Origin of the sequence: Nostoc sp. DedSLP04 (genome assembly GCF_034530775.1) — a bacterium.
Lineage (GTDB): Bacteria > Cyanobacteriota > Cyanobacteriia > Cyanobacteriales > Nostocaceae > Nostoc.
Genome location: NZ_JAVRCL010000013.1, coordinates 94,043 through 109,028 on the forward strand (window position 1 = coordinate 94,043; position 14,986 = coordinate 109,028).

The window sequence follows — 14,986 nt, forward strand, 5'->3', positions numbered from 1 at the left end:
TGAATGCTACACTATTGACCCAATTGCTATGCCCTTTAAGGGTAGTAATTTCTTTCTCTGTAGCCGCATTCCAGAGTTTGACGGTTTTGTCAGCACTCGCAGAAGCGATGGTCTTGCCATTGGGGCTGAATGCTACACTATTGACCCAATTGCTATGCCCTTTAAGGGTAGTAATTTCTTTCTCTGTAGCCGCATTCCAGAGTTTGACGGTTTTGTCAGCACTCGCAGAAGCGATGGTCTTGCCATTGGGGCTGAATGCTACACTATTGACCCAATTGCTATGCCCTTTAAGGGTAGTAATTTCTTTCTCTGTAGCCGCATTCCAGAGTTTGACGGTTTTGTCAGCACTCGCAGAAGCGATGGTCTTGCCATTGGGGCTGAATGCTACGCTATAGACCCAATTGCTATGCCCTTCCAAGCGATTCTGCTCTTGTATATTGTAAATTGCTTGCCTTAGTGCGACTACTGCTTGCTGGTTAGCCGTTTGTTCTAAATTGACATCTTTTCTAAGTGTTCTACCTGAAAGTTGTCTGTTTGACTGTGTAGCTGCAATTAAAGCCTCAATATGCTTGTTAGATACTAGCGAAGATTCAGAACTTTGCGCCAGAGCAATCGCAGTTTGTTGTGCTGCTTCCTTAGCTTTGTTTTGGGCGTTCCACCATTGATAACCCGCAAAGATAGCTACTCCAGCTAACCCCATACTAAACAAGATAACAACTCGGTTTTGCCGCCGTGCTGCTGCCAACTTTTCTTGTTGACGTTCTTTCTCCTCTCGAACCAGGCGATTTCGCAGTTCTTGACTCTCCTGAATGTACTCTTGGGCTACCCCATTCAGCATTTGCCAATCACCAAATTTAGTTAAATATGCTTCTGCTACTGCTAATCTGTCATCTTGTCTGAGAAACCCTAGCTTTTTCTCATTCCTCTCCCATTCTTGGGCTTCCGCTTCAATCTGCCGCTCAATGCCTATTCCTAACTTATATTCCTCTTTCCACTCCCGTAACATTTGCCAGTGGCGGATTAAGGCTTCGTGGACAACATCTAAAATTACATCCTGGGAATCCGGTTCATCCGTCTTTGTAATTAATCGTGTATCTTTATCCGCTAACTTCTCACTCACCTGTTGCAAAAGTTCCAAAGAATGATAGGAATTAACCAACTCGCCCAAACGCACGCGCCGCCGGACATCTGTGGTTTCTCCGATTTGCGTCAATTCCAGAAAAATCCGCCGCGCCACAGTTTTTTCTGTTGGTGAAAGACTTTCGTAAACTGCATCGGCGCGTTTTTGTAGGGTTCCTTCCACCCCGCCTAAATCCTGATAAGTTTTCAAGCTGAGAACCTCATCGCCTTGATTTTTCGACTCACGCCACAATTCTGTCAGGGTATATTGCAGCAAAGGCAAACTTCCGGGGTAATCCTCAACATCATTAATTAGTTGCTGTTCTAACCTTCCCTCTATGCCTAATCCTACCCAATCAGCCGGTTTAGTAATCGCTTCTTCAATTTCCTCACGGCTTAAGTGTTCGACGTTGATGTAAGGTTTATGGATTCTGCTGGCATATTCAGGATATTCTCGCCATCTCGCCCGAAAATCCGATCGCATCCCAATGAAAATATAGAGGTTATCTGTACAATCAACTAATTCCCGCAAACAGTCAAAGAATTCTTGGCGCTGGCTGTCATCGCACATTGTAAAGCATTCTTCAAACTGGTCGATAATCAAGATGACTGGTGTGTTTAATGCTTTTAACTCCTTGCCGATGACATGGGTAAAATTACCCCTCCCCAACCCTCCCCTTGTAAAGGGGAGGGAGTTAGATTTTCCAGTTTCCCCCCTTTTTAAGGAGGGATTAAGGAAGTTAGATTTTCCGGTTTCCCCCCTTTCCAAGGGGGGATTAAGGGGGGTAATTTCACTTGTCTGTACACCGGAACTTTGCAATGTGGGATTAAGCGGGGTAAGCGAAAGATTAGGCAAAGAAAGTGCAAAAGCCTCCTGTAAACTATTAACAGGAGATTCTTTCGGCGTAAACGGTGTAATATAAGTCCAGCGATCGCTCCCTGGAATATCTTGCCCTAGCTTCAACTGGTAGAGTAACCCCGCCCGTAACAAAGATGATTTTCCACTACCAGAAGCGCCTAATACAGCAATTAGGCGATGCTTATCTCTTACCTGTTGAATCAACTCCTGAGTCAGCGCACTCCGCCCATAAAAAACCTCAGCATCTTCCTTTGTCTCGCTAAAATACGACAGAGAACGATAAGGACACTTATCCTGAAAGCTTTTTTGAGAAAACTTAGTAGTCAGCAGAATTGCCCGTGCAGAATTAGCAATTAACGGACGCTGGACTGTATTCGGCATTTGGCTGATAATGAAATCTGCCAATTTGTGGCTATTGATAATCCCATCTGCGTCATTTTCCGGGTTCAATCCTGCAAGTAACGCCTGCGTCAACAACCCCTGCGCGTGAGGAATTTCGACACCAGTTTCGTAGGAACGGGTTGCAGTAATAAAACAGTAGTCTTTATCTGTAGGAATAAATTTTAACAATTCACCGCTATAGCAGCAATCTAGCCAAACAACAACTCGTTTAGCCTGACTTCTTTGCAACTGCTCACCCAACCAACTTAAAGGTATACCATAGATTCCTGCTTCAGGTAAAACATCACTAGTAGCTAAAAATACTTCTTCTTTTCCCGCTACAGTTTTGCACCACCCATGTCCTGAAAAGAAGAATAACGCTGTTTCTGGGCTAGGGTTAGGAAGAGGAGGATTGAAAAGATTAGCTATGGCTTCTTGTAATTCTTGCACCTTTACCGCCCCAAGGCGATCGATTTTACTTTCTCCCTTCTGGTTTAAAGTTCTAGGTAAACATTGAGCGCGAAAAGGTCTATAACCGTATTGTTCTAATTGCTGGGCAATTTTCTCAGCATCTTCTGCTGCTGCTGTTAGCGGCTTTAGGGTGGTGTACTCTGGGTAATAATTAATTCCAATAACTTCAGCCGCCCATTCCGATGCCATTTTTATTACCTAACTAACCATTAGAACTTTTTTTTAAACTGTAGACACAATCTGTCCACAGTTTTAATACCTAATCCACAGCATTCTTTAGCTTCTACGGAAAATAACTAGGAAACCGTGCTAGGACTTACGCACCTCCGAGAAAAAATAAGGCTTTGCGATCGCTTCCCTACCCTGCGGGAACGCTAACAGCGAACGGTCGCAATGACGAAACTACGTTATTGTTGCGTAAGTCCTGCGTGCAATAAACTATATTAACTTCCGCAATAACAGGTATAATAAATAACGTTTTATTGTGTAAATTATTCTTTCTAGACATAAAGAATCAAAATTGAACATCAAGGTATCTGCTGTAATCATCTCATTCTAAATTATATTTATATTAGTCGTAGTGAGTTTGGTATAAAAACCTATGAAGACCAAGGCTGACAATACTATCATTGCTTTTCTATTGGCGTTTCAAGACTTAAAAACCGCCCTCAAAGAACAAGAAAAACAGAATTTAAAAGAAGTTGCAAAGCAATTAGACACCCAACCCAAAGCTTGGGAAGACTATATTAAAGGACGTTTATTAGAAATAATTACCCCTAATCCTGACTTAAATCAGTCTTATCAATTTTATAAATCTCAATTAGATAATCTAGAAGAAATTCCTTATGATTTACTTCCAACTGAAGCAGAAATTAGTAGCCTCAATACTTTTGACAAGTATCCAATAACTAGAGGCTTTAAACCCAAATATGAAGCTACAGGTTACGAAAGCCAACTCAATAATGTTGTAGTCATTGTTGGGAGTTCTTCTCAACCAGAAGAAACAGTAAAACAAGTCAAATTTTTAGAAAAATGGAAACAACTTTTATCTCAATCCAATCAATCAAATTAGTTTTGCCCTTGTGATGAGCGATTTAATCTATCCTACACTTGATTTGTTTCTATATGCTTTAAAAAGTTCTTTAAACACAACTGACGCAGAAACGCAAAAAAACAAAGTAGCTTTTTTAGAACAATTACCTTCTGATACTCAATTCTACGATCCTGACATTGAAACTGAGTATTTAGAGATTACCCACCCTCCTCAAATTAACTTTATTCCCGACAATAAAAGTTTAGAAGGATACTATTATGCTGTTAGATTAAATGATACTTATGGCTTACAAATAGATTGTTCTATTAATAATCAAACTGAAAGTCAACCAGCTAAGTCTTTTGCAATTTTAAAAACTGAAATCGAACAAAAACTAAAGAAAGAACTGAAACTAATTGGAAAAACCTGGTTGCTTTCTGGTTGGCTACCAGAAAACTCATCTCAGAGCCATGAAGATATTGCCAAAGATTGCTATTATGCTTTATTTAAAGATACTTCTTGGCAACCAGAAAAAGGTACTTTTTTAGATGGTAAAGTTTTTGAATTAGGACGATTGCAATATATAAATCAGAGCCTAAAAAACGCAACAAGTTCTCTAAATAGTAATGAATATGATGTGATTATTACTATTTACAATAATCGAGAGAGCGCAGAAAAATCTGCGGAATTTTATAAAGATTGGATGGGTTTATTTTGTTATCGAAGTAAGATTTCGTGGGCTTATTGGCAAAGTCGTTTAGTCAAAGAATCTCTGCTAAATCATTATAAACAGATTGAAGAAAATAGAAAAATTACCAATCAGAGTAATTCTCGGCAAGAAAAGCAGAATATTACAACTTCTCGCAAGATTTTAAATAATATTGATAATATTCTTCAGCAATATACAATCGACTTACTAAACCTTTCTTTCCAAAAACAAATTATTGAAATTAATTTATCTAATTATCAACTTCGCTTGGCTTTGATTCAAGAAAAAGCAGGTCAAAATAATCAGCTAGATTTTTTAGAAAAATTTAGCGCCCTAGCCAACAAAAAATATTTACCACAAATTAGTAAAGATATCGAAAATATGCAGCTTGGCTTGCAACTTTTAGAAGATACAATTAACGCTACTCGCAGTCGCATAGAAGCGGAAAAATCTGAACGAGAGCATAACTTCCAAGAGCTTGTAGCTGTTGCAGGTGCTAGTATAGCAACTATATCTCTGGTAAGAGAGCCTGCAAAAGATTGTAATAAAGATATTTTTTTTAAACAAGTTCGCTTCTTTTGCGACTACCCTTTCAGTTCCAGTTTCATAGTTGGAATTATTGTTGGTTTTGTAGTTTTGTGGCTGAGGAAACGATGGCGATCGTGAAATCATGTAATATTTTCAGTCGATTGTTTTAGCTGAGGAACTAGCACAGACAGCACCACATCAGACTCAATTACCAGTTGTTTGAATGAACTTGAAAGAAGTTATTTTTCTCCTTCGTAAGCTAGGGCTTGGTCGCCTGCTTGGGCAAATGCTTGGGCGAGTTCAACTAGCTTTTGTCGCTCTTGATCGTTAATAATACCAGTCGGAGGTGGCATCAGTTTTTCTTTGATTTGGCGTACCGTTTCGTGTCGTAATGAGAGCGCTTGATTTGGATAACTCAGCATTACTAAAGGATTTTGTTTAGCCGCGTTGTCTGGACTATGACAAACAATACAAGCGTGTTGACGTAAATTAACCTCAAATGCACGATAAGCAGCATCAACTTTAGCAACGTATGGGTTCGATGGAGAAAACAAACGGGTATATAGTGTTACATAAGGTTGTTTCTGACCATGAGCATCATCCCAAACCCAATTACCATCCCATACATGATTCACTACTGGTCTTTGTGAGTCAACCACAGCTGAACGCAGCGCCCCTTTAAGCTTTTTCTGTTCTAGAAACAGAAGTAATTCAGTACTTTGCTGGTAAGAATTCCACTTTTTCGATGAGTGCCAAAAAGGATAAGGATAAGCACCAATATCAAGCTGATTGCGGAACTGAATGGGAAGGTGAATCACAATTAAATTGTTTACTTGTTCAACCTTTGGTTCACCTTTGAACATAAAAGTAGCTAGGTAAATGCGACGCCAAACTAATGGATTAAATTCAGTTGTTTGATTATCTTTGAGATTATAATTACCGACTTTGCTTTGAGCGCCCCACAAGAAGGGTGCATTCATGGTTTCGCGGAGGGTTGTTAGTTTAGCGAGTTTGTCAGCGCATGAGTTGAAGGCAGCTAAATTTTTAGCATCAGAGACAACAGGACAAGCAGCAATAATTTCTTTACCGATTTTCTTAGCTAGTTCTATGTCCGGTGATGCTTCTTTTGCTGATACTATATTTTTGGGATTGAGTGCTTGTGTTGTAGATATCAAGAGCGCGATCGCTACTGCTATGCTCAATAACATAGATCGCGACCGAGAGTAAAATCTCCGAAGATCAGACATTGTAAAACTCTGAAACTAAATAGGATTTAAGTAAATGTAGAGACACGATATTTCGCGTCTCTATATTTTCTAAACAGTTAAAGCCTTAAATTGTGATTCTTGTACCATCAAACTTGGTGAAGGTGAAACCTGCAAATTTTTCGCGGAACGTTAGCTTTTCATCTCTGAGAATGCTAATTGCGATCGCTTCGCCAAGGGCCAACGACGCTGCTGCATCTGTGCGCCAGTGAATCCCAGCACTATCACGACCCAAGCCAATATTTGCCGCCAGTTTGTTTAATTCGCCGCCCACGGTCAGCAGTGGCCCTTGATAGGGAATCAACTTGGTGGGATCTTTGGGATCGGGTACCACCGGATTCGGAATCACATAACTTTCATCAAATAGTGCTTTCAAAATGGTGACACTGGCACCTGCGGACACCGAAGCGCCCCCTGGATAAGAAGAGTGGAATGGTGCCCCTTCAGGAAAAGCTTGCGGTAGCAAATAAGATTTGTTTTTACTAAAGAAGCGGTCTAGTACTTCTGAGTTAAAAACATCGGGGTGAATCGGATAGTTTGTTTTATTCACCTTGTTGTTGTGAACCAACCCACCATAAGCCTCTGCTCGCAGACGACGGTGAACATAGTACTTCTGCCAATAAGCCGCTCTGATTGCATGTGGAGCAACCCAAGCGATGAGAGATTGTGAATACCCTGGGCCAAATGTCGCAGTACCACCCGCTTGGGTCTTCGAGTTGTTATAAGGATTACCGGGATTGTAAGGTGAGCCAACGCCACCAGCTAGGAAGTCATTAATGACTGGCTTGGCGAGTAGAATTAGAGCAGCATTTGCATAGACGGGTGGTGGTGTGTGGGCAATCTCTGACTGGTCGCGCCCGTTGATAAAGTAGCGAGGGGTTGGGTCAAATTTAATCGTTCGACCAGGATCGCCACCATTTTGCACCAGCAACCACTCGTTATAGTTGGTTTGAAAACTGTTTTCGGGAATAGCTAGGGGAACACGGTTAAGCTGAACATAACTCTGTGTTCCTGCGGGCACAGGACGCAGTAAAAACTGGGAGACGTATGGCCCCACATCTACCCCTGGTAACGTGTAGTAAGTCGTTCCACCAGAGCCATTAACGTAAATCGCGGTGCCTCGAAATAGGAGTTCGGGTGTAACTCGTCCGTTCTGTTTAGGCCCTTTGAATGCTGACAACCGATTCAGATCCTGAACTGCTGCCAGAATCAGCGGGTTAGTTGTATTATTGCGGAACTCACTAAAGGGTATATCCTGCAACAGTTGTTGCCAAGCAACTTCGAGGAATTCAGCCGCCTGCTCTGCACTATCGAGGGTAGGTGGCACTGGAATTGTCAATTGGGTCGGATTCAGCCCACTCAAGCTAACCGCTAATGGACCGAGCGGTTGTACCAGCTTGCGTTTGCCACCCAGGATGATATTTTCATACTCATTGGGATCATCGGAGGTCAACGCATTAATAAAAGATTGATAAGCCTTCAGATCCACTTCGCCCAGCTTGTTATGGGGTAATCCTCGTGTATCCGTCGCAATTTTGTTAGCATACTTCGCCTCATCTCCATTGGTGGGATGAGGAGGGATAGGAACTTCCGAATTAACCTTGGCTGCTCTTGTACGTACTTGAAAAGCTCTATTACGAAAGTTGCTATAGTTAAACGTTGCAGGAGTAAACGTTGCAGGAGGTCTTTGGGCCTGGACAACATTTCCTCCTTTCTTCAAGGAAAGAGATGAGCTGAAAACCCCTGCCACAACACTAGCTGCACTAAACAAACCGGCGCGACCGAGAAATGAGCGTCTGCTGGCGTGACTACCAAAGAAACGTTTGCTAGCTACACGGGGTTGTTTCAGTTTATCTATTTCGCTATTAGCCTGAGTATCTTGTTCGGAACCTTGATGAGAATTTGGATCTACTTGCATGAGATGTTCTCCACTAGAAAAAATAATCCCAAAATTTAGTCATAAGTGAATACATGAGCATCTGAAAACTAGAACAACTAGCCACACACAAAATGCCCACTCCCAGAGAAACAGGGAAATTGAATCTGATTTGGGATGATATCTGGGGTTACTTTACTGGTAATGGAAGGTAACTTGCATAAGAGTGATATCAAGTTCGGTTAAACACTTAATAATATCTGTAGGTTACGGTTGATTGAAGAACCTAGAATCTAATGCGAATAGCATCTCCTAGAGAAAGGGCTTCTCGCAGTCAAACCCAACATTTGATCCTTGTTTAGGTTGGGTTTGACTGCCGTTAAACCCAACCTAAATTGATAGATTTTATTAGAAGTAATCATCCAAACTTGATATGATTCTCCTGACAGTCATACCAGCACTGAATGCCGATATTATGCCTTCATTGCATGGCTGTTATACTTTTGTAGTTGTAATCAGTCCGATCGGATGTTGCCGGATTAAAGCACAGCTAAAACCACGGCTTGCTTCCAGTCAAGCTATGTAGTACTGTAAATTTATCGATTTACCGTATTTTATAGATGTTAAATCAGACTTTCTCACAATCGGTGATAAAAATCAAGAGGTTTTTACAATAAACTTAGTAAGAGCGGGAAACCCTAGAGTAACAGCACACAGTGTTGTATTTTCTGCTTGAGACTGTGGATAAAACGCAACGCGGTGGGTTTTGATCGAGTATCAACAAAGGTGGTTGTTGTTGAAAGGTTGAGTTGAGAGAACTACGAGTAGGCGTAGCCCGTCATAGACATCGCTTCCAGACAACATCCCATCAAAGCGGATTTAGCTTTTATTGGACTGGGCAATTAAGCCCAACTCTGCATAAATTGGATGCACTATTTTTCTTATTTGGGGCAGTTGTCTACTAAAAAAATATGCTCCTAAAATGCAACAAACACCGCCAAATAATAAAGAATTATTAACACCAAAGTAACCTGTTAATGCTCCAAAAAATAAATTACCAAAAGGTAGTATTCCTAAAAAACCAGTTGTAAATATACTAGTTACTCTACCTCTTTTGTCTTCATCAGGAAGAATTGATTGTACAAAGTTATTGATTGAAGCCAAGGTGAGAGTATTATTCATACCGATGATAAACATGAATAATAGACAAATCTCCAAATTGTTTGAGCGAGAAAAAACTGTTAAACCTAAACCTAAAAGTGCAGCAGATATTGCTATAATTTTTCCCAGTCCCATAACATTTTTTCTAGAAATGAGATAAATACCTGAAACTATGGAGCCAAAAGCCGAAGCTGTCATCAGAAAGCCCATAGTTTCAGCGTTTCCCTTTAGTACTTCTTGAGCAAAAATTGGCACTAGATTTACATGAGTCATTCCCATAAAACAAATAATAAATTGTAATATTAATAAATATCTAATCGGCAGAAATTCGTATGCGTAAACAAACCCTTCTTTAAGGTTTTTCCATATTTTTGCTTTTTGAGCAAAGGAATTATTGATAACTGGGTTAACTTTGATAGTTAAGATTGCAGATACAAATGGTAGATAGCTGATACTATCTACTAAAAAGCAGGAAGCTGCACCAGACCTAGCAATCAGTAAACCCCCAATCATCGGGCTAACAAACTTCGCTGTATTAATCAAGAATGAATGGAAAGCCATTGCACTATAAGTATCTGATTTCTTATCCAGAAGTCTGGGAATAATTACCTGACGTGCTGGTAAATCGAAAGCTTTTACCGTTCCCTGAAGCGTGCCAATGACAATAATCCATGCAACATTGATGTTATCGCTAAGAGTTAAAAAGGTTAAGGTAGAAGATAGCAGAATAGATACTAGCTGAGTAGTTAATAAAACATATCGTAAGTTCCAGCGATCTAGCAATACTCCTACCAATGGTGTAATAATTAAGCCCATAGCTTGATTTGTAAATCCAGCTACACCCACTAATACAGCCGAATTAGTTAGCTGATAAACTAGCCATACCAAAGCAATTTGAGTCATCCAAGACCCAAAAAAAGATAAACTTTGTCCAATAACGAAACAAGAAAAGTTTACAGATTTAAGCGCAGGTGGAATTTCAAAAAAAAACTTTGGTTTGTGTTTTTGGACTTTTACTCTATTACTTGGTATCATCAGTTTTTCCTTCTTTGCAAATTATTCCAACCCTGTTTAATATTTTCATCTTTTGTTCGTTGTTAAAACTTACGCATAAGAGATCCATTCGCCCCTTTTTTATCCTCTTTTGTCATTTTTTTAGAATGCAATAACCCAAAACTTTATCGAGTTTTGGTTTCTACTTTTTGTCTACAATTTTTAGTTTATGTTAAAAAATAAAGCTTCAAAGTTTGATTCAACCTAAATCTCAGAATCTAGATTCGATTATTGTTTTTTGAGAGTAGCAAACCAGGATTAAGGAGGGATAGACGTTTCTAGTTGTTAGGTTGTGTTGCCTTTCGTGCGCTTTGCGTTCACTCTATTCATAGTGTTTTTTCCTTTAACCTATTACCTTTGGATTAAAATAATTTGCACGGATGAGGACATTGGTAAAAACGTTGAAATCCAATGTCTCTACTAATTTTTTTGATGAAGTTTTAGCAGCCTTGCATATCACCAGCCTTGAAATAGTATTAGCAAAGCTTAATGTTAGCAAAACAGAAATTTTGTATGCTTAGTATTGAAGTAAAAAATAGCAAGATGATAACTAGAATGCATATAATACCATGTTTGGTCGAATAGCCACAACCCCTACCGGTAAACAGCAAGGGTTTGAGGTGGTTGATGCTCAATTAAACCCAGTTGAGATCGCAGCCAAGCGCGATCGCATTGAACAGGCCAGAGTTTATCGTGTCCAAGTTGTTTAGCTGCCAGATGTGGCCAGTAAGGATTGCGAATGAGCGATAAACGCCACAGCCTACAAAAAGCATCCTAGAGTACAAACGCCTGATTATGTCTAGCTATTTATTTGGTTGCACAAATAATTAGGTATGCATATTTTCATAAAGACTGTATACTATTTAAAATACATTAAGCCGACCGATAAAGTGTAGTATATCATCTAACTCACGTAGATACCTGACAGTCAATTATTTAACTGCACTAATCAGAAAACAGAATGGTTTCTTTCATCCATAGTGGGCGATCGCTCATGAACAGCTTCTGTTTTATTGGTTTAGTTTGAGTTGTGCAATCTCAAATAGTCTGCATGTCACGATTATTACAAGGAAAAGATTTCATGAGCAACATCCAACTGTACTTCGCCAAAGCCTCTACCTTTTCTCAACGTACTCGTGTAGTCTTACTGGAAAAAGGCATTGACTTCACCCCGATAGAAATTGACTTACAAAATAAACCAGATGGGTACACGCAGATTTCGCGCTATGGTAAAGTTCCGGCTATCAAACATGGGGATGTTGAAATTTACGAGTCCGCCATTATCAATGAATATCTAGATGAAGTGTTCCCGGAGCCACCTTTGTTACCCCGCGATCCCGCAGCGAAAGCGATCGCTCGTATCTGGATAGACTACGCCAATACTCGCCTTGTCCCAGCTTTTAACAAATTTCTGCGCGGTAAAGATAGCCAAGAACAGGAACAAGGACGAAAAGAGTTCACAGAAGCACTTTTATATATTGAACAAGAAGGATTAGGCAAAGGTGATTACTTCTTAGGAGACCAGTTTAGCCTAGTTGATATCAGCTTCTATCCTTGGTTTGAACGTTTACCACTCTTAGAACACTTCCGCAAATTCACATTACCAGCAGAAACACCTCGTTTGCAGACATGGTGGAATCTAATAGGCGATCGCTCCTCAATCCAAGCAGTAGCAAACCCTGTGGACTTCTACTTGCAAAGATTCGCCAAAGTTCTCGGTGAACCTGTTCCCGTTGGTGCATCTCAAAAATAGGGCACAAAGGTATGGTAATGGGGAGTGAACCGTTAACTGTTGAGTATTGACCAAAAATTAACTAAAATCCAAAATGGGATGACCTATGAGCTTAAATAACCAAGTTCTAGATAGACCGATTTCCCAAGAACTGCCATCCGTAGAGGCTAACCTCAGTTACCTGGTTCCAATGGCAGAAAAACCTGTTAACTATACTTACGAACCGCCAACCGGGATTCCCCGCACGAACGCAACTTATCAGACGCACAAACTGCCAATTTACAATGCTCGCTCTATCTCAGAGAACATCTCGTTAGATCGAGAAGGATTCGCCTTTACTGGACATAATACTAATGTCCGCAACTTTTACGATGAAGACGAAGTACGCCGCGTTTACTATCCAGAAGCCGAGCAATTGTTAAAAGAAGTGACAGGTGCAACGAAGGTAGTGATATTCGATCACACTCTTCGTAACGCTGGTAACTCCAAGCCAGGTGAGAATAATATTAAAGAACCCGCCAAGCGCGTACACAACGACTTCACCGCCAAATCTGGCTATACTCGCGCTCGTTTGGAACTAGCAGCGCAAGGCATAGATAATGATGATATTGAGACGTTACTAAAACAACGATTTGCCATCATCAATGTTTGGCGAGCGATCGCACAACCAATCCAAGAGTCACCTTTAGCACTGTGTGACGCGCAAAGTATCGCCCCCACAGACCTTGTAGCTGGCGATCTTGTCTACCGCGATCGGGTTGGTGAGACATACGGTGTCACGTATAACTCCCAACATAAATGGTTCTATTTCCCACAAATGCACAGAAACGAAGCAGTATTTATCAAATGCTTCGACTCCGCAGAAGACGGATACGCCCGTTTTGCCGCCCATACAGCCTTTGAAGACCCCACCAGCCCAGCCAACGCTCCCCCACGAGAAAGTATCGAACTCCGAACATTGGTCTTTTACCCCGCATAGATCGTAGAAACTTGTCTCAAACTCCTACTATCTGCGCCTCTGCGTCAAACAAATTACATCAGTTTTCGTGTATTTGAACCACACCGTTAGTAGGGGCGTAAGGCCTTGCGCCCCTACTAGCGATCGCCCATATCAACTCAAAATGAGCCAAATTGTAGAAGAAGTTCTGGCAGCTAATCTTAGTTACACTGATAAATTCGGTGATAAAGGTAATCTCACCATACCCCCATCTCGTCGGTTTGCAATTCTCACGTGCATGGATGCTCGACTTGACCCAGCTAAATTTGCTGGATTAGCTGAAGGAGATGCCCATGTAATTCGTAATGCAGGTGGACGTGCTAGCGATGATGCGATTCGCTCTTTAGTGATTTCTTACAAACTACTTGGTACGCGTGAATGGTTTGTAATTCATCACACTAATTGCGGGATGGAAACCTTCACTAATGAAATCATTAGCAATTTACTTTCTAGTAGCCTCAAAACAGCCAAGCTAGATGAAATAGGTTGGTCAGATATTGGATCTGGGTCGGGATCGGGCGAAGGCAAGTTTATCAATTGGTTGACTATTGATGACCAAGCTAAAAGCATCTCTACAGATGTCCAACGAATTCGTTTACATCCCTTAGTTCCGAATGAAATTCCTATATATGGCTATATCTACAATGTCAAAACAGGACAATTGATTGAAGTTCCTGAAGCTACTAAGCTTGGTCAAGCTGCGTAGTTTTATCGTGTAACGTAAAAGTAGTATTTAATGAAGTAGCTATTTGTGTAAAAACCTCCTTTGCTGGTGAAGCGTATTCGTTTATCGCAATCGGATTTCCCGTATCACTACCGCTACAAATGCGGGGATCGATGGGAATTTGTCCCAACAGAGGCGCTTGTAATTCTGCGGCTAATTGTTCGCCGCCACCACTACCAAAAATCGGTGTGCGCGAACCACAATCACCACAAATTAAATAACTCATATTTTCAATAATGCCAAGAACAGGAACACCCACTTGGCGAAACATATATATATTACGTCGTACATCTGCAACAGCCACTTGTTGAGGAGTTGTCACTAAAATGACTCCACAAATTGGGCTTTCTTGGATAATTGTAATTTGAGCATCACCTGTACCGGGAGGTAAATCGATCAATAAATAATCTAATTCTCCCCATTCCACATCTTGCAAAAATTGCGTAATAATTTTATGCAATACAGGCCCTCGCCATGCCAACGGACGATTTGCTTCTGCAAGTAAACCCACTGACATTATTTTTATTCCTTGAGCTTCTAGAGGTAAAAACTTATCACCTGTGGGAGTATTAATCACTTGAATATCAGTTTGTCCTAAACCCAACATTTGGGGAACATTGGGGCCATAAACATCAGCATCTAATAGTCCTACTTTTGCACCTTGTAATTTTAAAGCTGCGGCGATATTGACGGCTGTTGTGGATTTGCCTACACCACCTTTACCGCTAGAAATACCTAAAGTTATTTTTACGCCTGGAATTGTACAAATTTGAATATAAGTTTTTTTACACCAAGATAGAGATGATAATTTAGATTGAATTTCTGGCTGTAACTGGTGCTGATGAGAACCAATATATAAACGTAAGTAAATATAATCATCAACTATGCGGAGATTTCGCACCATTCCCAAACTAACAATATCATTTTTCAAAATAGGTTCGATGATTTGTTTGAGTAGTTGGACGACTTCTTGCTGATGGACTGTAGTCATATCTTCTGGATGTTATAAAGGATATTTGTGTACCTCATGTTGGTATAAGTTCTCTTAAATAGTTTGAAATCTGCTGTATAACCTTTA

General features: G+C 40.5%; 12 protein-coding genes. 7 read left to right on the plus strand and 5 right to left on the minus strand.

Annotated features, from left to right (window positions below; all coding sequences use genetic code 11):
• On the minus strand, nt 1-3,019 hold a 3,019-nt coding region (locus tag RMX89_RS10415; protein ID WP_322688876.1), incomplete at its 3' end, for a caspase family protein.
• A gap of 412 nt (nt 3,020-3,431) precedes the next feature.
• Here RMX89_RS10415 and RMX89_RS10420 point away from each other — a divergent pair.
• The gene (locus RMX89_RS10420) at nt 3,432-3,902 is read left to right on the plus strand and encodes a hypothetical protein (protein ID WP_322688877.1); all 471 of its coding nucleotides are present in this window, start codon (nt 3,432-3,434) and stop codon (nt 3,900-3,902) included.
• A 10-nt stretch (nt 3,903-3,912) separates the two neighbouring features.
• Nucleotides 3,913-5,238 carry a hypothetical protein gene (locus tag RMX89_RS10425; RefSeq protein WP_322688878.1) on the plus strand — a complete coding sequence of 442 codons (1,326 nt, stop codon included), beginning with the start codon at nt 3,913-3,915 and terminating at the stop codon, nt 5,236-5,238.
• 101 nt (nt 5,239-5,339) lie between these two features.
• Here the strand turns inward: RMX89_RS10425 and RMX89_RS10430 are convergent, their stop codons facing one another.
• Entirely contained in the window at nt 5,340-6,308 is a 969-nt protein-coding gene (locus RMX89_RS10430) for a cytochrome c (RefSeq protein ID WP_322688879.1), read from the minus strand.
• A 124-nt stretch (nt 6,309-6,432) separates the two neighbouring features.
• On the minus strand, nt 6,433-8,283 hold the full coding sequence (locus RMX89_RS10435) for a vanadium-dependent haloperoxidase (protein ID WP_322683764.1): 1,851 nt from the start codon (nt 8,281-8,283) through the stop codon (nt 6,433-6,435).
• 391 nt (nt 8,284-8,674) lie between these two features.
• Here RMX89_RS10435 and RMX89_RS10440 point away from each other — a divergent pair, with 391 nt between their 5' ends.
• The gene (locus RMX89_RS10440; protein ID WP_322683765.1) at nt 8,675-8,827 is read left to right on the plus strand and encodes a hypothetical protein; all 153 of its coding nucleotides are present in this window, start codon (nt 8,675-8,677) and stop codon (nt 8,825-8,827) included.
• 293 nt (nt 8,828-9,120) lie between these two features.
• Here the strand turns inward: RMX89_RS10440 and RMX89_RS10445 are convergent, their stop codons facing one another.
• A complete protein-coding gene (locus RMX89_RS10445; protein WP_322688880.1) occupies nt 9,121-10,437 on the minus strand; it encodes an MFS transporter in 1,317 nt (438 codons plus the stop codon).
• A gap of 587 nt (nt 10,438-11,024) precedes the next feature.
• Between RMX89_RS10445 and RMX89_RS10450 the strand changes: the two genes are divergently transcribed.
• The 4 genes from RMX89_RS10450 (at nt 11,025) to RMX89_RS10465 (ending at nt 13,890) form a co-directional block, all read left to right on the plus strand.
• On the plus strand, nt 11,025-11,165 hold the full coding sequence (locus RMX89_RS10450) for a hypothetical protein (RefSeq protein ID WP_322683767.1): 141 nt from the start codon (nt 11,025-11,027) through the stop codon (nt 11,163-11,165).
• Nucleotides 11,166-11,536: 371 nt separating this feature from the next.
• The gene (locus tag RMX89_RS10455; RefSeq protein WP_322688881.1) at nt 11,537-12,208 is read left to right on the plus strand and encodes a glutathione S-transferase family protein; all 672 of its coding nucleotides are present in this window, start codon (nt 11,537-11,539) and stop codon (nt 12,206-12,208) included.
• Between the two features lie 85 nt (nt 12,209-12,293).
• A complete protein-coding gene (locus RMX89_RS10460) occupies nt 12,294-13,166 on the plus strand; it encodes a CmcJ/NvfI family oxidoreductase (protein WP_322688882.1) in 873 nt (290 codons plus the stop codon).
• A gap of 142 nt (nt 13,167-13,308) precedes the next feature.
• Nucleotides 13,309-13,890, plus strand: coding sequence for a carbonic anhydrase (locus tag RMX89_RS10465; protein WP_322688883.1), 582 nt, complete (start codon nt 13,309-13,311; stop codon nt 13,888-13,890).
• On the opposite strand, the gene RMX89_RS10470 is transcribed toward RMX89_RS10465, so the two are convergent.
• Nucleotides 13,868-14,899 (minus strand): Mrp/NBP35 family ATP-binding protein, encoded by a 1,032-nt coding sequence (locus tag RMX89_RS10470; protein WP_322688884.1) that lies wholly within the window; start codon nt 14,897-14,899, stop codon nt 13,868-13,870. The genes RMX89_RS10465 and RMX89_RS10470 overlap by 23 nt on opposite strands.
• Nucleotides 14,900-14,986 lie beyond the last annotated feature (87 nt).